This is a genomic window from Pseudomonas sp. B2021 (genome assembly GCF_018135665.1).
Classification (GTDB): domain Bacteria; phylum Pseudomonadota; class Gammaproteobacteria; order Pseudomonadales; family Pseudomonadaceae; genus Aquipseudomonas; species Aquipseudomonas lactis.
On sequence record NZ_SMOF01000001.1, the window covers coordinates 4,319,981 to 4,340,922 of the forward strand.

Consider the following 20,942-nt stretch of genomic DNA (forward strand, 5'->3'; position numbering starts at 1 on the left):
TGGCTTGCCTGCGAAGAGGCCCCAACACACGCCACATTCATCAAGGGATAACCCAATGCCCGCATTCAGCAAGATCCTGATCGCCAACCGCGGCGAAATCGCCTGCCGCATCCAGCGCACTGCCCAGGCCCTGGGCTACCGCACCGTGGCCGTGTACAGCGACGCGGATACCGATGCCCTGCACGTGCAGATGGCCGACGAAGCCGTACACATCGGCCCGGCGCCCGTACACCAGTCCTACCTGAACACACAGGCCATCCTCGCCGCCGCCCAACTGACCGGCGCCGATGCCATTCACCCCGGCTACGGCTTCCTCTCGGAAAACCCCGACTTCGCCCGCGCCTGCCAGCAGGCCACGCTCACCTTCATCGGCCCCAGTGTCGAGGCGATCGAACTGATGGGCAGCAAACGCCTGTCCAAACTCGCCATGCTCGACGCCGGCGTGCCCTGCATCGCCGGCTACCAGGGCAGTGCCCAGGACGACGCCACCTTGCAACAGGAAGCCGAACGCATCGGCTTCCCGCTGATGATCAAAGCCAGCGCCGGTGGCGGTGGGCGTGGCATGCGCCTGGTGTACCAGCGCGAACAGCTGCTGGAGCAACTGCGCACCGCACGCTCGGAAGCCATGAATGCGTTCGGCAGCGACGAGCTGATCCTCGAACAGGCGCTGATCGACCCGCGCCACGTGGAAGTGCAACTGTTCGGCGACAGCCATGGCAACCTCATCTACCTCGGCGAGCGCGACTGTTCGATCCAGCGCCGCCACCAGAAAGTCATCGAAGAAGCGCCCTGCCCCGTGATGACGCCCGAACTGCGCCAGGCCATGGGCGAGGCCGCACTCAAGGCCGGGCGGGCGGTGAATTATGTGGGCGCAGGCACCGTGGAGTTTCTGCTCGACCGCAACGGCCAGTTCTATTTCCTGGAAATGAACACGCGCCTGCAAGTGGAACATCCCGTTACCGAGATGATCACCGGCCTCGACCTGGTGGACTGGCAGTTGCAGATCGCCGCCGGGCAAGCGCTGCCACTTACCCAATCACAGGTGACCCTGACCGGCCACGCCATGGAAGTGCGCCTGTACGCCGAAGACCCGGCCCAGGGCTTCCTGCCGCAAACCGGTGACGTGTTGCGCTGGGAACCCGCCCCCGGCGTGCGCATCGACCATGGCTTGCGTGAAGGCCAAACCATCAGCCCGTTCTACGACCCGATGCTGGGCAAGATCATCGCCCACGGCGCCAGCCGCGAAGAAGCCCGGCGCAAATTGCTGCGGGCCGTGGAAGACACGGTGTTACTCGGCGTGGCGACCAACCAGCGCTTGCTCATCGACCTGCTCAAGCACCCGGACTTTATCGCCGGCGACTTCAGCACGGGCTTGATCGCCGAACACTTCAGCGTCATCCCACAGCACAAAGCGACCGCTGAACAGCTCTCGCTGGCCGCCGGGCTGTTTTATCAACACAGCGCCAACCAGCACTCACACCCCCTCGCGCGCTGGCGCAACACGGCGAGTGCCCCGGTGACATACCGCCTGGAGATCAACGGCCAACTCCATAGCGTGACCATTGACGACCTGCCACTCACCACCGACGGTCGCCACGCCACCTTTGTCATCAAGGGGGTTCGCCGCCGCATCGCCTATCACCTGGACGGCAACCGGCTGTGGCTGCCAGGGCTGACCGTCACCGACCGCACCCAGCAAGTCGCCAGCCGCCCGGCCGACGCCAGCAGTGGCACGGTCCAGGCACCCATGGACGGCGCCATCGTCGATATACGGGTGTGCGTCGGTGAAAGCGTCAGCAAAGGCCAGCTTTTGCTGGTGCTCGAAGCGATGAAAATGGAGCACCCGTTGAAGGCCGGTATCGATGGCACGGTCAAGGAACTGCGGGTCGTGACGGGCGATCAGGTACGCAACCGCCAGGTTTTGCTCGAGATCGAATAACGCCCCTAGGCGGAACTACAGGGCCGGGCTACGCTCTATCCCCATCAGGAAGGGACGAGTACGGGAACCTGCACATGCCTCATTGGCTGATTATTGACCTTGAAGCCACAACGGATGACGGCGGCTGGCCCGTGACAGAGATGGAAGTCATCGAGATCGGCGCCAGCCTGGTCAACCGCCAGGGCCGCGAACTGGACCACTTCCAGCGCTTTGTGCGGCCCTTGCGGCGGCCCTTGCTGACGCCCTTTTGCCGCAAACTCACCCATATCACCCAGGCCAATATCGACATGGCCGCGCCGATCACCGAGGTGTGGCCGCTGTTCGAGCGCTGGCTGGGCCAACATCAGCCACGCCTGGAAGGCTGGGCCAGTTGGGGGGATTATGACCGCGTGCAGCTTGAGCTGGAGTGGCAGCGCCATGGCCTCGCCAGCGCCCTGGGCGACACCCCGCATGTGAACCTCAAGCAACGCTTTGCCAAGGCCCGGCGCCTGGACAAACCGCTGGGGCTCAATGGTGCGCTGCAATTGGCGGGGATGCAGTTCCATGGCCAGCAGCATCGCGCCCTGGAGGATGCCCGCAATACCGCGCGCCTGCTGCCCTTGATTTTGCCGGTCTAGGCAGCGCTTGCAGCCTTGGGCATACTGGCCAGCCATTTTCCTGCTGCCCTGTAGGAGCGAGCTTGCTCGCGAAGATCGCCGATGATAACGCAGCGCCTCTGGTTAAACGCAGTGTTCTCAGGTTTTTCGCGAGCAAGCTCGCGCCTACAGTGGTTGGCGTAAGCCTTGACCTTTTTCCGAGGATTCACCCATGTTCAAAGTCAACGAGTACTTCGACGGCACCGTCAAGTCGATCGCTTTCGGCACCGCAGAAGGTCCGGCGACCATCGGCGTGATGGCTCCGGGTGAATACGAATTCGGCACCGCCCAACGCGAAATCATGCACGTGGTCTCCGGCGCCCTGACCGTGAAGCTGCCTGAGAGCAGCGACTGGGAAACCTTCGCTGCCGGCAGCCAGTTCCACGTCCCGGCCAACAGCAAGTTCCAGTTGAAGGTCGCGGTGGACACCGCTTACCTGTGTGAATACCGCGGCTAAGGCACTACCCGACACACAAAAAAGCCCGTCTCCCACGAGACGGGCTTTTTTATTCCAACACCGTTACCGGCATGCCGACTTCCAGGCGCCCAATGCCATCGTTGACCAGGTTCTGGCCGAACATCGCGCCCTTTTCGGTCTTGCGGTAGGTTTCCAGCGTCGCAAAGGGCTCGCGGTCGGGGCTGCGCTCACCGGTCTGGGGGTCGATGGTGGTGAGGATGCACCGCGAGCACGGCTTGACCACCCGAAACTCCACGTCGCCAATGCGCACGCGCTTCCAGCCATCTTCGGCGAAGGCCTCGGCGCCTTCGATCACCAGGTTGGGACGAAAACGCAGCATCTCCATCGGGCGGCCGATCTTCGTACACAGGTCGTCGAGGGAGCCCTGGCCGATCAACAGCAACGGGTAGCCGTCAGCGAAGCCGACCTTGTCGTCATCCTTGCCATACCCGGCTTCGGTGGTGCGCGCACGTTCCAGGGGCAGTTGCACCAGGCGCGTCGGCTTGCCAATGAACTCGCTGACCCAGGCTGCGGCCGCATCGCCAGCATCCGGCACACGCAGGGTGTCACGCCAGATGGTCACACCGCGCAGTTCGCTGGCGCTGCCAGGCATTGCCACGTCCAGCGGCGCGTAGCCCGGCGAACTCAGAGTCAGGCCCCCGCTGCTGTTCCACAACGCGATGAGCTGGCTCATCTTCGCCACCGCCCGTTGCGTCAGGAACCGCCCGCTGGCTTCATCCACCAGCATCCAGCGTCGATCCCCGTCCAACCCGAGTTTATCCAGGCCAATCTGCTGCAAGGCTTGGGCCTTGCCGGACTTCAAGGGGTAACGGTACAACGCGCTGAGACGCAGCATGGGCCTGCCTTCCTAGGAAACAAAGTGTCATCCTAAAGTCAGGCGGGCATTTCGTCCAACATCAGTCGCTGGCGCACCACGTCCACCAGCTTGTCCGGCTGGAATTTGGAGAGGAAATTGTCGCAGCCGACCTTCTTGACCATGGAGTCGTTGAAGCTGCCCGACAACGAGGTGTGCATCACCACATAAAGGCCACGCAGGCGCGGGTCGTTGCGGATCTCGGTGGTGAGACGGTAGCCATCCATTTCGGGCATTTCGGCGTCGGTGAAGATCATCAGCAGTTTGTCGGTCATCACCTGGCCGCTGTCGGCCCAGGCCTTGAGCATATTCAGTGCCTTGAGGCCGTCGCTGGCAATGTGCATCTTCACGCCCAACTGGCCCAGGGTGTCACGCAACTGCGACAAGGCCACGTTGGAATCATCCACCAGCAGCACTTCGCGGCCACGGGCACGCTCCAGCACCGGGTCTTCAAGTTTGTCCCGGGAGACCTTGGCGTTGTAGGGCACGATCTCGGCGAGGACTTTTTCCACGTCGATGATTTCCACCAGTTGCTCATCGACCTTGCTGATGGCGGTGAGGTAGTGCTGGCGACCGGCGCTGGTCGGCGGCGGCAGGATGGCTTCCCAGTTCATGTTGACGATGCGGTCGACGCCACCCACCAGGAACGCCTGCACCGAGCGATTATATTCGGTGACGATAATGGTGCTGTTGGGGCCCGGCACCAAAGGGCGCATGCCGATGGCCTGGGACAGGTCGATCACCGGCAGGGTCTGGCCACGCAGGTTGACCACCCCGCACACGAACGGGTGGCGCTGGGGCATCAGGGTCAGCTTGGGCAGTTGCAGGACTTCCTGCACCTTGAACACGTTGATCGCGAACAACTGCCGTCCGAAGAGGCGGAACATGAGAATTTCCAGGCGATTCTCACCCACCAATTGCGTGCGTTGATCTACCGTGTCGAGAATGCCGGCCATTAAAAACTCCTGGTGTACACGCCGCAGGCGCGTTGAAAGGGTGTGCAGCTGTATAAGCACGTTATCGGCGGCAAGCGCCGGACCTTGACCCCAATAAAATGCCATGCAAACCCATTGATGTCACACTGACATCATGCTTTACTGCTTGGGCCCTTGAGCCTCTTTCAAGCCCCCCTTGCGCGACAGTCGAATTGACGTGCAGTTCCACGACATAGGGGATTCCCCTATGCGCAATCAGGCCCAACCTGATATTCGCGATATCTAATAGCCATTAATGTGACGCCATTCTCATTGCATGAATGGAGTCAGGCTTTTGTTTGCCATCCCCAGCCCTTGGCCCACGGGCCTTTCAGGCACTCACGTACCGGCAACTGAAGTCGTGTCATCCCGCACAACCGGGGCTACATACGACTTTCGTGAGCATTTCACTAAATGTCCTACTGAAATATCAGAATCGACCTACAAGTCCGAGCCGTATTTCAGCGCTAGTTTTACGCCATTCACCCGGTGCGACATCTCATCACCCGACCTTACGTTGCGGAGACCTGCATGATGAACGACGGTAACGAGTGGCAACTTGCACTTCCCGAGTTCCTGCACGAGGCTGAAAAGCTGCTGATCAGGTCAGAAGAGTGCTTGAACCACCTGCATTTGATTCGAAACGACAGTGACGCTATCGACTGCATGAAAGCCAGCCTGAACAAGCTCGCCGAGAGCGCAGACTGCCTTGCATTGCAGGCCATTAGCGAGTTTTCCCGGCAGATTCAATACTTGATTGCCAATGCCGTGAGCCCGGTGCAATTGCATGACCAGGCGCTGGATGCCTTGCATGACTGCTTGACGCTACTGGCCTGGCAACTGGAACTGATCGATATCCGTACTGGCAAGCTTAGTCTGGATGAAGAAGAGCAATCATCGTTGATTGAGGCGGTCAGCTTGCAGATCCCGCAAAAAGCCCACCAATACACTGCGCAGCATGATCGGCGCGCCCAATAAATATCAATTAGCTATCAATGCAATAACGATACAAACCAACTTCATTAATACAACTTTCCATTTTGAACTCTGGGGTGCCCGCCCAGAGTACTCGCGTGGGTCATAACCCAATCAGACGACCAACGCTAATAGGGGTGTTACTATGCGCCCCCGAAGTGATTTAACTTCAACAGGCTTAAAAACGATTTGGCAGCGCACTCCAAACAGAGCCCGGTCAACCGGCCTCCCCGCAGTGAACCCTCATTGGCTCCATCCGCTATGTACGCCAGTTTCAAGTCACTTATCGTCAGGTCCTTGTCCCGCAGCCACGCGTGCCACCTTGCCCTTTCGCTGTGCCTGTGCTCGTTGTTGGCCAGCCTGTGGGCCTATCTGATGGGCGCGCCGCTGCCATTGCTGATCGTGCTGCTCAACCTCGCCACGCTGATGGTGGTGGGCCTGCAACAGTGGCGCTCGCGCAGAGCTATCAAGTTCGAGCCCCAGGAACTGGCCGCCCGCCTGCTGCAAGTTCAGGAGAACGAACGTCACCGGCTCAGCCGCGAACTGCATGATGACATCGGCCAGTTACTGACAGCCGCCAAGCTGCAAAGTGAATGGCTGCAGCGCCGCCTGCCCCAGGATCTGCAAGACCATTGCTCGGTGCTGTGCAATACCCTCAATGAAACCCTGGCCAAGGTACGTGACGTATCCGCCATCCTCAACCCGCGCCAACTGACCAGCCTGGGCCTGGAAGCCAGCCTGCGCGCGCACCTGCTCAAGGCCCTGGAAAACACCCAGGTGTGCTGGAGCCTGGAGTGCCACCAACGGCTCACCGGCATCCCCGAAGAAATGGCCGTGGCGGCCTTTCGCGTCACTCAGGAAGCGGTGACCAACATGCTTCGCCATGCAAAGGCGCGCAACCTGCTGGTGCGTCTGCAACGCCTGCCTGAAGGCTTGTCGCTGATGATCTGCGATGACGGCCAGGGGTTCTTGCCTGCCCTCGATCCGGGCCGGGAAGGCCAACGGGGCATGGCCGGTATGTGCGAACGAACACACCAGCTGGGAGGCTCCTTTTCCGTCAGCAGCGAGCCCGGCAAAGGTACACGCATCAACGCACTTTTCCCTTGGGCGCCCCGCGCTCTCGAACGGGCTAGCGCCCCTAAGGTTCTCGAGTGACCTGCAATTTACTCCTGGTAGACGACCACGCACTGATTCGCGCCGGCGTGCGCGCGCTGATTCTGGATATTCCCGGCTACAGCGTCATCGGCGAAGCCAGCGATGGCGCGCAATTGCTGGAGCAATACAGTGCCTTGCAGCCGGATATCGTGCTGCTCGACCTGTCGATGAAGCACACCGGCGGGCTGAATGCCTTGCAGCAACTCAAGCGTTTTTACCCCACGTGCAAGGTACTGATTCTGTCGATGCACACCGAGCCGGACCTGATCATGCGCGCACTGGAGTCCGGCGCCCACGGCTACCTGCTCAAGGACACCACCGCCAATGAGCTGGAACACGCCCTGCTGGCCCTGCGCAACAACGAACGCTACCTGAGCCCCGCCATCGCCCACACAGTGATCAACCAGGCGCTGATCCGTAGCCAGGTCCCCAACGCGCCTGTCGCCCACAGCCACAACCTGACGGCGCGGCAACTGGAGATTTTGCGCTTGATCGTGCGCGGTAAATCCACCCGGGAAATTGCCCACGGTCTGGGCCTGAGTATCAAGACCGTCGAAGCCCACCGCTCGCAGATCATGAAGCGCTTGCAGATTTTTGACGTGGCGGGCCTGGTGTTATTTGCCGTGCGTGAGCAGATCATCAGCCTGGACGACTAACGGCGAGCCCAGCGGCAAGTGCACGCGCAGGGCCTTGGGCAGTGCCTCGAAATGCAGGTCGTCGCCTTCCAGCGGCTCACCGTCGAGGTTGATGTACAAGCCCTGTGCCACCTTGATCTTCACCCACGGCAGGCGTGCGCGCACAAACATGGTGTCCAGGCCCCAGCCGTTGTTCATCAACTCACGCAGCGTGCCAACCACTTCCTGGGGCGCCGGCAGAATGCTGACATCCAGCAGCCCGTCATCAGCCAATGCACCGGGGCACAACACATGCCCGCCACCGGCCTGGCGACCGTTACCGATGCCCAGCGCGAGCAACTCGCCTTTCCAATGGAAATCCGGGCCTTCCAATTCACCGTAGGCGGCTTTCAATTCACTGAAGCGGGATAAACCGGTGAACAGGTAAGCGGCACCGCCCAAAACCTTCTTCAAATCTTCGGAGGTATTGGCCGTGACCTGGCTGCCAAAACCACCGGTGGCCATATTCAGGAAGATTTGCCCACCCACCTGGCCAAGGTCGATGGCCCTGGGCTGCACGTCCAGCAAGGCCAACGCACCAGCCGGCTCCAACGGCACGCCGGCCGCCTTGGCGAAATCATTGGCGGTGCCCAGGGGCATCAGCACCAGGCTGGCGTCAGTGTTGGCATGGGCCATGGCTTCAGCCACATCGCGCAAGGTGCCGTCGCCACCGCCGGCAATGATGTGGGTGTAGCCCGCGGCCAAGGCTTCATTGACCAGGCGCTGAGCATCGCCGCCCTCCCACGTCACCCGCACGGCCAACTCCCCACCCTGCTCCCGCCGCGCCAGCACGGCAGCGCGCACATCCTCGTTGAGGGCTTGTTTGCCGTGAAGGATCAACAGGGCTTTGGGGGCGGTCATTTGAGGGTATCTCCTGGGTCTAGGTGCTTGAAGGATGTTGACCTTTGAGGAACAGGAAAAGTCTGTGGGCTGAAGAAAATTGATTGAAGTACACAGATCAAAATTGTGGGAGCTGGCTTGCCTGCGATGGCGGCAGCTCAATCGACAAACATCTCAAATCTGCCACCCAACGGTAACCGCGATGCGAAGCGAGCCGCTCTTGATCTTGATCTGCTTTTGATCTCAGGCCGCCTTCGCGAGCAAGCCCGCACACAGTTGGATTGTGGGGTATCAGGTAGATAGATGTCGGCTGGTAGGCCGTCATCGCAGGCAAGCCAGCTCCCACAGTTAGATTGTGGGGTGTCAGGTAGATATGGGGCGGCTGGCAGGCCGTCATCGCAAGCCAGCTCCCACAGTTGGATCGCTGCGGCGGCCAGGCCGCGTCGAGAATCAGCTCTTGTGCAACTTGCTCATCAACTGCGCCTCAGCCTGGGTCAACCCACACGACTGGGTCAGCTCATCCACCGTCGCCCCCATGCCAACCAGCTTGGCCGCCTGGGCAAACGACAGGTTCGACGGATCACGCTGCTCCAACTGCACCAACCTGTCCGGCAACGGCGCAAGCATCGCACGCAGTTCATGCACCTCATCCCCCACCCGCACCGCACTTTGCTGGTAATGATCAACGCGCTTGACCAGTTCCAGAATGCGCCGGTCACGCACCGCATCGCGCTCGGCCTGTTGCAAGGCCAACTCCCGCTGCTGGCGCACATAGCGCAGCACAAACGCCAAGGTCCCGGCCCATAACAGGGCCAGGACAATCACCGCTGCCTCAAGGAACAATCAGATGCTCTCCAGTTCCGACCACTCTTCTTCGCTCATCATCTTGTCCAGCTCAACCAGAATCAGCAGTTCGCCGTTCTTGTTGCACACGCCCTGGATGAACTTGGCCGACTCTTCGTTACCGACGTTCGGTGCGGTTTCCACTTCCGATTGGCGCAGGTAAACCACCTCGGCCACGCTGTCGACCAGGATGCCGACCACTTGCTTGTCGGCCTCGATGATCACGATACGGGTGTTGTCGCTGACTTCAACCGTGTCCAGGCCGAAACGCTGGCGGGTGTCGATCACCGTCACCACGTTGCCGCGCAGGTTGATGATGCCCAGCACGTAGCTTGGCGCGCCTGGAACCGGGGCGATCTCGGTGTAGCGCAGCACTTCCTGCACGCGCATCACGTTAATGCCGTAGGTTTCGTTGTCCAGCTTGAAGGTCACCCATTGCAGGATCGGATCATCCAAACCTTGTGCGGACGCTGACTTGTTCATTCATCTGACCCCTTCAAATGCCGCTATCGACGGCGTGTGTGCAAGTGGGCCGCGCAACCGCACGGCCCTTATTGTTCAATCAACTGCGTTTGTTCTGTGGCATCGCCTTCACCGCACCGCTGGCGATCAACTCGGCCAGTTCGGCGACATCCAGCAACGCGCACATGTGTTCGATCACAGTGCCCGCCAACCACGGCCGCTGGCCACGGTGGCTGCGCCATTTGATTTCATTGGGGTCCAGGCGCAACGAGCGGCTGACTTGATGCACTGCCAGCCCCCACTCGTAGCCCTGCACGGAGATCACGTATTGCAGGCCCTGGCGAAAATCATCGCGGTAGCGGTCGGGCATCACCCAGCGCGCCGTGTCCAGCACCTTGAGGTTGCCGGCCTGGCTGGGCAGGATGCCGAGGAACCACTCTGGCTGCCCGAACAACGGCGTCAGCTCCTGGCCTTCCAGGGAATAGATCGAGCCCAGGCACACCAACGGCACCGCCAGGGTCAACCCGGCGACGTCGAACAGCAGGCACTCGAACGGCTCGGCAGCCCACGAAGGGCGACCGTCGCCCGTCACCGGTGGCGGCGTGATGCTGGGCGGCAGGTGCACGTCCACCAGCGGTTCGACCACCGGGGGCGCCACCACTGCCGGAGCGCTCGGCACCACGACGGGCGCCTCCACCCCCTTCGCATCCCGCGCCTGCTCTTCCATCACTGCCTGCTGGAATTCATCCAGCGGGCTGTCGGGCTCAACAGCAGGCTCAAGCACCAGAATCGGTTCTGGCAGTTCCTCGGCCGTCGCGTCCTGCAGCAAGGCATCCAGGTAGGATTCCAGTGCGAGTTGCGGCCGGGTCTTGAATTCGACAGGACGGTTCATCACGCCACCTGCGCCACAAGTTGTTGCGACAGCAGGTGCTTGAGCAACGCACGGTAGGCCAGCACGCCACGGCTCTTGCCGTCGAACTGCGACGGTGTGAGCCCGGCACGGCTGGCGTCACGCAGGCGCGTGTCCACCGGGATGTAGCCGTTCCAGATGGTGTCCGGGTAGGCATCGCGCAACACGCGCAAGGTACCGAGGGACGCCTGAGTGCGACGGTCGAACAAGGTCGGCACGATGCTGAACGGCAGCGCCTGCTTGCGCGAGCGGTTGATCATCGCCAGGGTGCTGACCATGCGCTCCAGGCCCTTGACCGCCAAGTGCTCGGTCTGCACCGGGATCACCAATTGCTGGCTGGCCGCCAACGCGTTGACCATCAGCACGCCGAGCAACGGCGGGCTGTCGATGATCGCGTAATCGAAGTCCTGCCAAAGCTGCGCCAGGGTCTTGGCGATCACCAGGCCCAGGCCGCTCTGGCCTGGCGACTGGCGCTCCAGGGTGGCCAGGGCGGTGCTCGACGGCAGCAGGGAAATACTGTCGTTGCTGGTGGGCAACAGCAGTTGCCCAGGCAGATCCGCCGGCACGCTGCCCTTGTGCAAAAACAGGTCATAGCAACTATGTTCCAGCGCATCCGGGTCGTAGCCGAAATAGCTGGTCATGGAACCGTGGGGGTCCAGGTCGACCACGACCACACGCTTGCCCGCTTCGGCCAGCAAACCGGCCAAGGCGATGGAAGTGGTGGTCTTGCCGACTCCACCCTTTTGATTGGCAACTGCCCAGACTCTCATTCGGTTGGTTCCTCCCGGCGGGCACAGGCGCGACCGAGACATTGCATACGGTTATTGAGCCGGCGACGGAGAATTGACGTTACTCGGTCGGACCGGCGGCTTGACAACGGGCGGTGCAGTTTGTGTGCCAGCACGCTTCAACGCCGCATCCGGGGTGGCATTGGCGGTGCCGGTTCCGGTCAGGCTGCGACGCACATCCAGGTTGCGCGAGACCACCAGCACCACCCGGCGGTTACGGGCGCGGCCTTCGACCGTGGCGTTATTGGCCACCGGCTGGAATTCACCATAGCCCACCGACGCCAGGCGCTGGGGGTTCACGCCCTGCATGGCCAACATGCGCACGATGCTCGACGCACGGGCCGAGGACAGTTCCCAGTTGGTCGGATACTGCGCAGTGCTGATAGGGAAATTGTCGGTGAAGCCTTCCACATGGATCGGGTTTTCAAACGGTTTGAGGATTGCCGCGACCTTGTCGATGATGGTGAATGCCTGGTCACTGGGCAACGCATCGGCACTGGCGAACAACAGGCTGGAGTTCAATTCGATCTCCACCCACAGCTCATTGCCGCGCACGGTCATCTGGTTGGAACTGATCAAGTCGCCAAAGGCAGCACTGATATCGTCGGCGATGCTTTTGAGCGGGTCGCTGGTGCCTTGGATGCCGGCGGCGGTTTCATCACTGTCATTGACCAGAGGCTTGGCCGGGGTCACGGTCTTGGGCCGCTCTTCGCCGATGGGGATCGGCTTGAGCGCCCGCTCGGAATCGTTGAATACACCCACCAGCGCCTGGGAAATGATCTTGTACTTGCCTTCGTTGATCGACGAGATCGAGTACATCACCACAAAAAACGCGAACAGCAAGGTGATGAAGTCCGCGTAGGACACCAACCAGCGTTCGTGGTTGACGTGTTCCTCGGGCTCGCGACGGCGACGGCTCACAGGCAGTTCCTCCCCATCAATCCATGAAGCCCTGAAGCTTCAATTCGATGGAGCGCGGGTTTTCGCCCTCGGCAATCGACAGGATGCCTTCAAGCAGCATTTCGCGATAACGCGACTGGCGCATGGCAATCGACTTGAGCTTGCTGGCCACCGGCAGCAACACCAGGTTGGCACTGGCCACGCCGTAGATGGTCGCGACAAACGCCACGGCAATGCCGCTGCCCAGTTGCGAGGGGTCGGCCAGGTTGCCCATCACGTGGATCAGGCCCATCACCGCACCGATAATGCCGATGGTCGGCGCGTAGCCGCCCATGCTTTCAAAGACTTTGGCCGCATTGATGTCACGGCTTTCCTGGGTGTAGAAATCCACTTCGAGGATGCTGCGGATCGCTTCCGGTTCGGCACCATCGACCAACAGTTGCAGGCCCTTGCGCGCGTAGCTGTCAGGCTCGGCATCCGCCACGCCTTCCAGGCCCAGCAGGCCTTCCTTGCGGGCGGTGAGGCTCCAATTGACCACGCGGTCGATGCCGCCTGCCAGGTCGACCCGTGGCGGAAAAATGATCCACACCAGAATCTGCATGGCACGCTTGAACGAGCTCAGGGGCGACTGCAACAACGCCGCACCCACGGTACCACCGATCACGATCAGGGCTGCCGGGCCGTTGGCCAAGGCGCCGAGGTGGCCGCCTTCCAGGTAGTTGCCACCAATGATGGCGACAAACGCCATGGTGATGCCGATCAGGCTCAAGACATCCATCAGAGGCAGGCCTCCACCAGGTGCTTGCCGATGTCGTCCAGACTGTAGACCGCATCGGCCAGGTCAGCCTTGACGATAGCCATGGGCATGCCATAGATCACGCAACTGGCCTCATCCTGGGCCCAGATGGCGCTGCCGCCCTGCTTGAGCAGGCGCGCACCTTCACGGCCATCGGCGCCCATGCCGGTGAGCACCACCGCCAGAACTTTGTCGCCATAGGACTTGGCTGCCGAACCGAAGGTGATGTCCACGCACGGCTTGTAGTTCAAGCGCTCATCGCCCGGCAGGATTTTGATCGCGCCACGCCCGTCCACCATCATCTGCTTGCCGCCCGGCGCCAGCAGTGCCAGGCCAGGGCGCAGGATGTCGCCATCCTCGGCTTCCTTGACGGTGATACGGCACAGCTTGTCCAGGCGCTCGGCGAACGCCTTGGTGAACGCCGCCGGCATGTGTTGTACCAGCACAATCGGCGCCGGGAAGTTAGCCGGCAGTTGGGTCAGCACCCGCTGCAAGGCCACCGGGCCACCGGTGGAGGTGCCGATGGCGACCAGCTTGTAAGCCTTGCGCTTGGGTGCCGGCGAATGCGCACTCGGCGCTGCGGCGGCACGTACCGGCGCTACCGCAGGCCGGGCCACGGGCGCAAGCGCCGGGCGCGCAAACGATGAGCTCGGCGCCGCTGCGGCGGGCGCAGGCGTAGGGGCTGGCGCGGGTGTGCTGAACAGGCTGCGACGGTTACTGCGGGAAATGCTGTGCACCTTCTCGCACAGCATCTGCTTGACCTTGTCGGGGTTGCGCGAGATGTCTTCGAAATTCTTCGGCAAAAAATCCACCGCGCCGGCGTCCAAGGCGTCGAGGGTCACCCGCGCGCCTTCGTGAGTCAGCGAGGAAAACATCAATACCGGTGTGGGGCAGCGTTGCATGATGTGGCGCACGGCCGTGATGCCATCCATCATCGGCATCTCGTAGTCCATGGTGATCACGTCCGGCTTCAAGGCAATGGCTTGATCGATCGCCTCTTTGCCGTTAGTGGCCGTGCCGACCACCTGGATCGTTGGATCAGCGGAAAGAATTTCCGAGACGCGGCGGCGGAAGAAACCCGAATCGTCCACCACCAGGACCTTGACTGCCATAAACACTCCGTTAGGCGGGGCGGGCATGACCGCCCTGCCCCACCAGAATCAAATACGCCGTGCGGCGTAACGCTTGAGCATGCTCGGAACATCGAGAATCAGTGCGATGCGACCGTCACCGGTAATGGTTGCGCCCGACATGCCTGGGGTGCCCTGCAACATCTTGCCCAAAGGCTTGATCACCACTTCTTCCTGGCCCACCAGTTGGTCGACCACAAAGCCGATGCGCTGGGTGCCCACGGACAGAATTACCACATGGCCTTCGCGCTGTTCTTCATGGGCAGCCGAGGCCACCAGCCAACGCTTGAGGTAGAACAGCGGCAACGCTTTGTCGCGCACGATCACCACTTCCTGGCCGTCCACCACGTTGGTGCGCGACAAGTCGAGGTGGAAGATCTCGTTGACGTTGACCAGCGGGAAGGCGAACGCCTGGTTGCCCAGCATCACCATCAGGGTCGGCATGATCGCGAGAGTCAACGGCACCTTGATGACGATCTTGGAGCCCTGACCCTTGGTCGAGTAGATATTGATCGAGCCGTTGAGCTGGCTGATCTTGGTCTTCACCACGTCCATGCCCACGCCACGCCCGGACACGTCGGAGATCTCGGTCTTGGTCGAAAACCCCGGGGCGAAGATCAGGTTGTAGCACTCGGTGTCGGTCAGGCGGTCGGCGGCGTCCTTGTCCATCACACCGCGCTTGACCGCGATATTGCGCAAGATGGTCGGGTCCATGCCTTTGCCGTCATCGGTGATCGACAGCAGGATGTGGTCGCCCTCTTGCTCCGCCGCCAAAATCACTTTGCCGTTGCGGGACTTGCCGGCGGCTTCGCGTTCTTCCGGGGTTTCTACGCCGTGGTCGACCGCGTTGCGCACCAAGTGGACCAGCGGGTCGGCCAGGGCCTCGACAAGGTTTTTGTCGAGGTCGGTTTCTTCGCCCACCAGTTCCAGGTTGATTTCTTTCTTGAGCTGGCGCGCCAGGTCGCGAACCAGGCGTGGGAAACGGCCGAAGACTTTCTTGATCGGCTGCATCCGCGTTTTCATCACCGCGGTTTGCAGGTCGGCGGTGACCACGTCAAGGTTCGACACGGCCTTCTGCATGGCTTCGTCGCCGCTGTTCAGGCCCAGGCGCACCAGACGGTTACGCACCAGCACCAGTTCGCCCACCATGTTCATGATGTCGTCCAGGCGCGCGGTATCCACACGCACGGTGGTTTCGGCTTCGCTGGCGGGCTTTTCCGCAACAGCCGGCGCCGCTGCACGCGCAGGGGCGGCGGCGGGTGCTGGCTTGGCAGCCGGCGCAGGTTTGGCAGCAACCGGTGCCGCAGTAGCAGCGGCTGGCGCTGCAACCGGGGCGGCAGCGGCCGGGGCCACTTCGCTGAACTTGCCTTTGCCGTGCAACTCGTCGAGCAGGGCTTCGAATTCGTGGTCGGAGATCAACCCGTCACCGGCCGGTGCGGTACTGGCCGCTGGCGCAGCGGCGGCGGCAGTCGCTGCAACCTCGGGCAGGGCTTCGGCCACAAAGGTGCCTTTGCCATGCAGTTGGTCGAGCAGTGCCTCGAATTCGTCGTCGGTAATGTCGGTGCTGGCGTTGGCAGCGGGTGCTTCTGGCGCTGCCGCAGGCGGTGCCACGGCATCTGCTGCGAACTGGCCTTTGCCGTGCAACTGGTCGAGCAACGACTCGAACTCAGCGTCGGTAATGTCTTCACTGCTCGGCGTCGCGGCAGGCTGCACCGGCGATTCAGCTTCGGCCTTGACCGCGCTGAGGGAGTTGAGCAGTTGTTCGAACTCGCTGTCGGTCACGTCCGGCTCGGCTTGCGCCACCGGCTCCGGCGCGGCCTCGACCACCGGCGCAGCCGCGGTGTCGGCAGGTTCGGCCAGGCGCGCCAGGGCGGCCAGCAGTTCCGGTGTGGCGGCGGTGATAGGCGCACGTTCACGCACCTGGCTGAACATGCCGTTGACCGCATCCAGTGCTTCGAGAATCACGTCCATCAGTTCCGAGTCGACGTGACGCTCACCCTTGCGCAGGATGTCGAACACGTTCTCGGCGATGTGACAGCACTCCACCAGCTCATGGAGCTGGAGGAAGCCGGCGCCCCCTTTTACAGTGTGAAAACCGCGAAAAATTGCATTGAGCAGGTTCGCATCATCCGGTCGGCTTTCCAGCTCGACCAGTTGTTCGGACAGTTGCTCTAGAATTTCGCCGGCCTCTACAAGGAAATCCTGAAGGATTTCTTCATCGGCGCCGAAGCTCATGTGGGTGCTCCTTAGAAGCCTAAACTGGATAACAGGTTATCTACGTCATCCTGACCTGACACAACGTCTTCACGTTTATCGGCATGAATCTGCGGACCTTCACCCTTGGCGAGATGTTTTTGTGGATCTTTTTCCGAGAGGATCGCTTCGCGGTCATGTTCGATGCCGGCAAAACGATCGACCTGGCCGGCCATCAGCACCAATTTGAGCAAGTTGCTTTCCACTTCGGTGACCAACTGGGTCACGCGCTTGATCACCTGGCCGGTAAGGTCCTGGTAATCCTGGGCCAGCAGGATGTCGTTGAGGTTGCTGGCCACCGTGCGGTTTTCCTGTTCGCTGCGCGACAAGAACCCGTCGACGCGACGCGCCAATTCACGAAACTCTTCAGCACCGACTTCGCGGCGCATGAAGCGGCCCCAGTCCTGGCTCAAGGCCTGGGCTTCGGTGGCCATGCCGTTGACCAGGGGCGTGGCGTTTTCCACCAGGTCCATGGTGCGGTTGGCCGCCGCTTCAGTCAGCCGGACCACATAGGACAGGCGCTCAGTGGCATCAGTGATCTGGGAAATTTCTTCGGCCTGGGGCATGCGCGGGTCAATCTGGAAATTGACGATTGCGCTGTGCAGCTCGCGTGTGAGCTTGCCCACTTCCTGGTACAGGCCGCGGTCACGGGTCTGGTTAAGCTCATGGATCAACTGCACCGCATCGGCGAACTGGCCTTTTTCCAGGCTGTCGACCAACTGGTGAGCATGTTTTTTCAGGGTCGACTCAAAGTCGCCCTGTGACGTTTCGTTATGCTCCATAGCTCCCCCGCGATGGCATTAGCCGTGGATGCGTTCGAAGATTTTCTCGATCTTCTCTTTCAAGGCCAGTGCCGTGAATGGCTTGACCACGTAACCGTTGACCCCGGCTTGGGCGGCTTCGATGATCTGTTCGCGCTTGGCTTCGGCGGTCACCATCAGCACAGGCAGGCTGCGCAGTTTTTCATCGGCGCGCACATGGCGCAGCAGGTCGATACCGGTCATGCCCGGCATGTTCCAGTCGGTTACCAGAAAGTCGATGCTCCCGCTGTTGAGGATCGGAATGGCCGTCAGGCCGTCATCCGCCTCGACCGTGTTGGTGAACCCAAGGTCACGCAACAGGTTTTTAATGATCCGCCGCATCGTTGAGAAGTCATCAACGATGAGGATTTTCATGTTCTTGTCCAATTCGACCTCCAAGCAGTCTTAAACGCGCCCAGCACCTGGACGCGCCATTTCAATCAACAGGCATTACACAAAAAGGACTGCCCAGGGCACCACGGTACTCACCCGCAAAACCCTGCGGTTTCACGGTAGCGTCTGCAGTGTCCCCACACTGCCTGTCAGCGCGCGCGCCACTCGGCCAATCGCCCCCGCAAGCGGGCTGCGCACTGGCTATGCAACTGGCTGACACGCGATTCGCTGACCCCCAGGACCTCACCGATTTCCTTGAGGTTCAGCTCTTCGTCGTAGTACAGCGCCAGCACCAGCCGCTCACGCTCCGGCAGATTGGCGATTGCATCGGCCAACGCGCCCTGGAAACGTTCGTCTTCCAGGTCGCGCGACGGCTCCGTATGCGCGCTCGCGCCGTCCTCGTGCAGCCCTTCGTGTTCGCCGTCCTGTAAAAGGTCGTCGAAACTGAACAGGCGGCTGCCCAAGGTATCGTTCAAAATCCCGTAGTAATCGTCGAGACTCAATTGGAGTTCGGCCGCAACTTCATGATCTTTAGCGTCACGACCGGTTTTTGCTTCAATTGCACGAATTGCATCACTGACCATGCGCGTATTGCGGTGTACCGAACGCGGCGCCCAATCGCCTTTACGGACTTCATCGAGCATCGCGCCACGGATACGGATACCCGCATACGTTTCGAAACTGGCACCCTTGCTGGCGTCGTATTTGGTCGACACTTCAAGCAAGCCGATCATGCCGGCCTGGATCAAGTCTTCGACCTGCACACTCGCGGGCAGGCGCGCCAACAGGTGATAGGCAATGCGCTTGACCAACGGCGCATAGCGCTCGATCAATTCGCCCTGGCTGTCACGTGCCGACTTTTTGTAAAGGTTGTAGCCGCTGGATGTCATAGCACCGGTCCTGCGCTCGTCTGATGCACCAAACGCTCGACGAAAAACTCCAGATGCCCCCGCGGGTTGGCGGGCAACGGCCAGGTATCGACCTTCTGGGCAATGGCCTTGAACGCCAGTGCACATTTCGAACGAGGGAACGCTTCATAGACCGCACGCTGCTTTTGCACGGCCTTGCGCACACACTCGTCATAGGGAACTGCGCCGACGTATTGTAAAGCCACATCGAGGAAGCGATCCGTGACCTTGGTCAACTTGGCGAACAGGTTGCGCCCTTCCTGCGGGCTCTGGGCCATGTTGGCCAGCACGCGAAAGCGGTTCATGCCGTAGTCACGGTTAAGCAGTTTGATCAGCGCGTAGGCATCGGTGATCGAGGTGGGTTCGTCGCACACCACCAGCAGCACTTCTTGCGCAGCGCGCACAAAGCTGACCACGGATTCGCCAATGCCGGCGGCGGTGTCGATCACCAGCACGTCGAGGTTGTCGCCGATGTCGCTGAACGCCTGGATCAACCCGGCATGCTGCGCGGGGCTCAGGTGCACCATGCTCTGGGTGCCCGAGGCCGCCGGCACGATGCGGATGCCTCCGGGGCCCTGGAGCAGCACATCGCGCAGCTCACAGCGGCCCTCGATTACATCGGCCAGGGTATGTTTGGGTGTCAGCCCCAGCAGAACGTCCACGTTCGCCAAACCCAGGTCAGCATCCAGCAGCATGACGCGACGGCCAAGCTCTGCCAGGGCCAGGGACAAATTCACTGACACGTTAGTTTTCCCGACGCCACCTTTGCCGCCGGTCACCGCGATCACCTGTACGGGATGCATGCTGCCCATTTTATTTCTTTACCTTGTCTTGCTTAGACGCAGGCTACATGGCTTGGCCGCGTGAATCGCTTGCAGACCATCGATGTAGGTACATTTCACGGTGTTCATCCTGCCTCAACCCACCCGTTTAGCCGGGTGGTGGTAAAGGTCGGCGAACATATCGGCCATCGCTTCCTCGCTAGGCTCGTCTTGCATTTGCACACTCACGGCACGGCTGACCAACTGATGACGGCGCGGCAGATGCAAATCATCCGGGATCCGCGGCCCGTCGGTGAGGTAGGCAACCGGTAATTCATGGCTGATGGCCAGGCTCAATACCTCGCCCAGGCTCGCGGTTTCGTCGAGCTTGGTGAGGATGCAACCGGCCAGGCCGCAACGCTTGTAACTGTGATAGGCAGCGGTAAGAACCTGTTTCTGGCTGGTGGTTGCAAGCACCAGGTAATTTTTCGATTTTATGCCACGGCCGGCCAGGCTTTCGAGTTGCATGCGCAGGGCCGGGTCGCTGGCTTGCAGGCCGGCGGTGTCGATCAGCACCACGCGCTTGCGCAGCAGCGGGTCGAGGGCATTGGCCAGGGACTGGCCCGGGTCGACATGAGTCACCGGCACGTTGAGGATGCGACCCAGGGTCTTGAGCTGCTCCTGGGCGCCGATGCGGTAACTGTCCATGCTCACCAGCGCGATATTCTGCGCGCCGTACTTGAGCACATAACGGGCAGCCAGCTTGGCCAGGGTGGTGGTCTTGCCCATGCCGGCGGGGCCGACCATGGCGATCACACCGCCCTCTTCCAGGGGTTCGATTTCCGGCGTGGCGATCATGCGCGCCAAGTGCGCCAGCAGCATGCGCCAGGCCTGGCGGGGCTCTTCGACTTCAGCGGTCAAGGCCAGCAGGTCGCGGGACAACGGGCCGGACAGGCCGATACGCTGCAGGCGACGCCACAGGTTGGCTTGCTGCGGCTTGCTGCCTTGCAGTTGGGTCCAGGCCAGCGAGCCCAGCTGCACTTCGAGCAATTCACGCAGGCCGTTGAGTTCAAAACGCATCGAGTCGATCACGCGCTGGTCAACTGCGGCAGCCGGGGCAGGCGCTGCAGGACGCGGCGGTTCGACAAAGGTGGGCTCAACCAGCGGCTCGGCGGCGGTCAGCGGCAGGCCGGCAAACAACTGGCGATTGGTGCTGGCATCGCTGTCGCCACGCATGCTCAGTTCAGCCTGGGCCGACACAATGCGCGAGGCGGTCTTGCGCAGCTCGTCTTCGAGTTCCATGTTCGGTACGCGCGGGGCCAGCGCCTGGGGTGTGTAATCCAGGGCAGCCGTCAGCTCGACACCGCCGGCAATCCGACGGTTACCGATAATCGCGGCATCGGCGCCCAGCTCATCGCGGACCAATTTCATGGCCTGACGCATATCGGCGGCGAAAAAACGCTTAACTTGCATAA

Annotated in this window: 22 protein-coding genes and 1 pseudogene; 7 read left to right on the forward strand and 16 right to left on the reverse strand. The window is 61.4% G+C overall.

The genetic code is table 11. The features are described from left to right. Nucleotides 1-55 precede the first annotated feature (55 nt). From E1K68_RS19280 to E1K68_RS19290, 4 genes and pseudogenes are all read left to right on the forward strand, one after another. On the forward strand, nt 56-1,939 hold the full coding sequence (locus E1K68_RS19280; RefSeq protein WP_212614558.1) for an acetyl/propionyl/methylcrotonyl-CoA carboxylase subunit alpha: 1,884 nt from the start codon (nt 56-58) through the stop codon (nt 1,937-1,939). Nucleotides 1,940-2,013: 74 nt separating this feature from the next. Beyond that, nucleotides 2,014-2,556 carry an exonuclease domain-containing protein gene (locus tag E1K68_RS19285; RefSeq protein ID WP_003192881.1) on the forward strand — a complete coding sequence of 181 codons (543 nt, stop codon included), beginning with the start codon at nt 2,014-2,016 and terminating at the stop codon, nt 2,554-2,556. A 62-nt stretch (nt 2,557-2,618) separates the two neighbouring features. Next, nucleotides 2,619-2,708, forward strand: a pseudogene (locus E1K68_RS27900) (outer membrane lipoprotein carrier protein LolA); the annotation flags it as partial. Between the two features lie 38 nt (nt 2,709-2,746). Next, the gene (locus tag E1K68_RS19290; RefSeq protein WP_003192883.1) at nt 2,747-3,031 is read left to right on the forward strand and encodes a pyrimidine/purine nucleoside phosphorylase; all 285 of its coding nucleotides are present in this window, start codon (nt 2,747-2,749) and stop codon (nt 3,029-3,031) included. Nucleotides 3,032-3,080: 49 nt separating this feature from the next. Here E1K68_RS19290 and E1K68_RS19295 read toward each other — a convergent pair whose 3' ends face one another. Together E1K68_RS19295 and E1K68_RS19300 are read right to left on the reverse strand one after the other, a co-directional pair. Beyond that, complete coding sequence (locus E1K68_RS19295) at nt 3,081-3,887, reverse strand: MOSC domain-containing protein (protein WP_003192885.1); 807 nt, start codon at nt 3,885-3,887, stop codon at nt 3,081-3,083. A gap of 38 nt (nt 3,888-3,925) precedes the next feature. Continuing rightward, a complete protein-coding gene (locus E1K68_RS19300) occupies nt 3,926-4,861 on the reverse strand; it encodes a chemotaxis protein CheV (protein WP_003192887.1) in 936 nt (311 codons plus the stop codon). Between the two features lie 549 nt (nt 4,862-5,410). Here E1K68_RS19300 and E1K68_RS19305 point away from each other — a divergent pair. The 3 genes from E1K68_RS19305 to E1K68_RS19315 all read left to right on the forward strand — a co-directional run bounded on the left by E1K68_RS19305 (nt 5,411) and on the right by E1K68_RS19315 (nt 7,665). Then, the gene (locus tag E1K68_RS19305) at nt 5,411-5,857 is read left to right on the forward strand and encodes a hypothetical protein (protein WP_003192888.1); all 447 of its coding nucleotides are present in this window, start codon (nt 5,411-5,413) and stop codon (nt 5,855-5,857) included. Nucleotides 5,858-6,115: 258 nt separating this feature from the next. Further along, nucleotides 6,116-7,009: a sensor histidine kinase gene (locus tag E1K68_RS19310; RefSeq protein ID WP_003192890.1), complete on the forward strand. Its 894-nt coding sequence runs from the start codon at nt 6,116-6,118 to the stop codon at nt 7,007-7,009. Beyond that, on the forward strand, nt 7,006-7,665 hold the full coding sequence (locus E1K68_RS19315; RefSeq protein ID WP_094773739.1) for a response regulator transcription factor: 660 nt from the start codon (nt 7,006-7,008) through the stop codon (nt 7,663-7,665). The genes E1K68_RS19310 and E1K68_RS19315 overlap by 4 nt, the downstream gene beginning before the upstream one ends. Here E1K68_RS19315 and yegS read toward each other — a convergent pair. The 14 genes from yegS to flhF all read right to left on the reverse strand — a co-directional run bounded on the left by yegS (nt 7,624) and on the right by flhF (nt 20,940). Beyond that, nucleotides 7,624-8,544, reverse strand: coding sequence for a lipid kinase YegS (gene yegS / locus E1K68_RS19320; protein ID WP_034136104.1), 921 nt, complete (start codon nt 8,542-8,544; stop codon nt 7,624-7,626). The two genes, E1K68_RS19315 and yegS, sit on opposite strands and share 42 nt — an antisense overlap. 429 nt (nt 8,545-8,973) lie before the next feature. Beyond that, on the reverse strand, nt 8,974-9,366 hold the full coding sequence (locus tag E1K68_RS19325; protein ID WP_003192894.1) for a DUF2802 domain-containing protein: 393 nt from the start codon (nt 9,364-9,366) through the stop codon (nt 8,974-8,976). After that, nucleotides 9,367-9,849, reverse strand: a complete 483-nt coding sequence (locus E1K68_RS19330) for a chemotaxis protein CheW (protein ID WP_003192896.1) — start codon at nt 9,847-9,849, stop codon at nt 9,367-9,369. Between the two features lie 79 nt (nt 9,850-9,928). Continuing rightward, nucleotides 9,929-10,720, reverse strand: coding sequence for a CheW domain-containing protein (locus E1K68_RS19335; protein ID WP_003192897.1), 792 nt, complete (start codon nt 10,718-10,720; stop codon nt 9,929-9,931). Further along, a complete protein-coding gene (locus tag E1K68_RS19340; protein ID WP_003192898.1) occupies nt 10,720-11,508 on the reverse strand; it encodes a ParA family protein in 789 nt (262 codons plus the stop codon). Before E1K68_RS19340 ends, E1K68_RS19335 begins: the two co-directional genes overlap by 1 nt. 51 nt (nt 11,509-11,559) lie before the next feature. Then, nucleotides 11,560-12,447: a flagellar motor protein MotD gene (gene motD, locus E1K68_RS19345; protein WP_034136106.1), complete on the reverse strand. Its 888-nt coding sequence runs from the start codon at nt 12,445-12,447 to the stop codon at nt 11,560-11,562. 16 nt (nt 12,448-12,463) lie between these two features. Continuing rightward, nucleotides 12,464-13,204 (reverse strand): flagellar motor protein, encoded by a 741-nt coding sequence (locus E1K68_RS19350; RefSeq protein WP_003192902.1) that lies wholly within the window; start codon nt 13,202-13,204, stop codon nt 12,464-12,466. Then, entirely contained in the window at nt 13,204-14,334 is a 1,131-nt protein-coding gene (locus E1K68_RS19355) for a chemotaxis response regulator protein-glutamate methylesterase (RefSeq protein ID WP_212614559.1), read from the reverse strand. The genes E1K68_RS19350 and E1K68_RS19355 overlap by 1 nt, the downstream gene beginning before the upstream one ends. A 48-nt stretch (nt 14,335-14,382) precedes the next feature. Continuing rightward, on the reverse strand, nt 14,383-16,587 hold the full coding sequence (locus E1K68_RS19360) for a chemotaxis protein CheA (protein ID WP_003192905.1): 2,205 nt from the start codon (nt 16,585-16,587) through the stop codon (nt 14,383-14,385). Between the two features lie 11 nt (nt 16,588-16,598). Next, the gene (locus tag E1K68_RS19365; RefSeq protein WP_212614560.1) at nt 16,599-17,387 is read right to left on the reverse strand and encodes a protein phosphatase CheZ; all 789 of its coding nucleotides are present in this window, start codon (nt 17,385-17,387) and stop codon (nt 16,599-16,601) included. An 18-nt stretch (nt 17,388-17,405) separates the two neighbouring features. Next, nucleotides 17,406-17,780, reverse strand: coding sequence for a chemotaxis response regulator CheY (locus E1K68_RS19370; RefSeq protein WP_003192908.1), 375 nt, complete (start codon nt 17,778-17,780; stop codon nt 17,406-17,408). Between the two features lie 167 nt (nt 17,781-17,947). Next, complete coding sequence (fliA, locus tag E1K68_RS19375; RefSeq protein ID WP_003192909.1) at nt 17,948-18,688, reverse strand: RNA polymerase sigma factor FliA; 741 nt, start codon at nt 18,686-18,688, stop codon at nt 17,948-17,950. Next, on the reverse strand, nt 18,685-19,518 hold the full coding sequence (gene fleN, locus E1K68_RS19380; RefSeq protein WP_003192912.1) for a flagellar synthesis regulator FleN: 834 nt from the start codon (nt 19,516-19,518) through the stop codon (nt 18,685-18,687). The genes fliA and fleN overlap by 4 nt, the downstream gene beginning before the upstream one ends. 105 nt (nt 19,519-19,623) lie before the next feature. Further along, entirely contained in the window at nt 19,624-20,940 is a 1,317-nt protein-coding gene (flhF, locus tag E1K68_RS19385; protein WP_003192914.1) for a flagellar biosynthesis protein FlhF, read from the reverse strand. Nucleotides 20,941-20,942 lie beyond the last annotated feature (2 nt).

What these genes read in the sequence shown, in the direction of transcription:
- E1K68_RS19280 (WP_212614558.1), top strand. Translation starts at nt 56, where the DNA reads ATGCCCGCATTCAGCAAGATCCTGATCGCCAACCGCGGCGAAATCGCC.
- E1K68_RS19285 (WP_003192881.1), top strand. Translation starts at nt 2,014, where the DNA reads ATGCCTCATTGGCTGATTATTGACCTTGAAGCCACAACGGATGACGGC.
- E1K68_RS19290 (WP_003192883.1), top strand. Translation starts at nt 2,747, where the DNA reads ATGTTCAAAGTCAACGAGTACTTCGACGGCACCGTCAAGTCGATCGCT.
- E1K68_RS19295 (WP_003192885.1), bottom strand. Translation starts at nt 3,887, where the DNA reads ATGCTGCGTCTCAGCGCGTTGTACCGTTACCCCTTGAAGTCCGGCAAG.
- E1K68_RS19300 (WP_003192887.1), bottom strand. Translation starts at nt 4,861, where the DNA reads ATGGCCGGCATTCTCGACACGGTAGATCAACGCACGCAATTGGTGGGT.
- E1K68_RS19305 (WP_003192888.1), top strand. Translation starts at nt 5,411, where the DNA reads ATGATGAACGACGGTAACGAGTGGCAACTTGCACTTCCCGAGTTCCTG.
- E1K68_RS19310 (WP_003192890.1), top strand. Translation starts at nt 6,116, where the DNA reads ATGTACGCCAGTTTCAAGTCACTTATCGTCAGGTCCTTGTCCCGCAGC.
- yegS (WP_034136104.1), bottom strand. Translation starts at nt 8,544, where the DNA reads ATGACCGCCCCCAAAGCCCTGTTGATCCTTCACGGCAAACAAGCCCTC.
- E1K68_RS19330 (WP_003192896.1), bottom strand. Translation starts at nt 9,849, where the DNA reads ATGAACAAGTCAGCGTCCGCACAAGGTTTGGATGATCCGATCCTGCAA.
- E1K68_RS19335 (WP_003192897.1), bottom strand. Translation starts at nt 10,720, where the DNA reads ATGAACCGTCCTGTCGAATTCAAGACCCGGCCGCAACTCGCACTGGAA.
- E1K68_RS19340 (WP_003192898.1), bottom strand. Translation starts at nt 11,508, where the DNA reads ATGAGAGTCTGGGCAGTTGCCAATCAAAAGGGTGGAGTCGGCAAGACC.
- E1K68_RS19350 (WP_003192902.1), bottom strand. Translation starts at nt 13,204, where the DNA reads ATGGATGTCTTGAGCCTGATCGGCATCACCATGGCGTTTGTCGCCATC.
- E1K68_RS19355 (WP_212614559.1), bottom strand. Translation starts at nt 14,334, where the DNA reads ATGGCAGTCAAGGTCCTGGTGGTGGACGATTCGGGTTTCTTCCGCCGC.
- E1K68_RS19360 (WP_003192905.1), bottom strand. Translation starts at nt 16,587, where the DNA reads ATGAGCTTCGGCGCCGATGAAGAAATCCTTCAGGATTTCCTTGTAGAG.
- E1K68_RS19365 (WP_212614560.1), bottom strand. Translation starts at nt 17,387, where the DNA reads ATGGAGCATAACGAAACGTCACAGGGCGACTTTGAGTCGACCCTGAAA.
- E1K68_RS19370 (WP_003192908.1), bottom strand. Translation starts at nt 17,780, where the DNA reads ATGAAAATCCTCATCGTTGATGACTTCTCAACGATGCGGCGGATCATT.
- fliA (WP_003192909.1), bottom strand. Translation starts at nt 18,688, where the DNA reads ATGACATCCAGCGGCTACAACCTTTACAAAAAGTCGGCACGTGACAGC.
- fleN (WP_003192912.1), bottom strand. Translation starts at nt 19,518, where the DNA reads ATGGGCAGCATGCATCCCGTACAGGTGATCGCGGTGACCGGCGGCAAA.
- flhF (WP_003192914.1), bottom strand. Translation starts at nt 20,940, where the DNA reads ATGCAAGTTAAGCGTTTTTTCGCCGCCGATATGCGTCAGGCCATGAAA.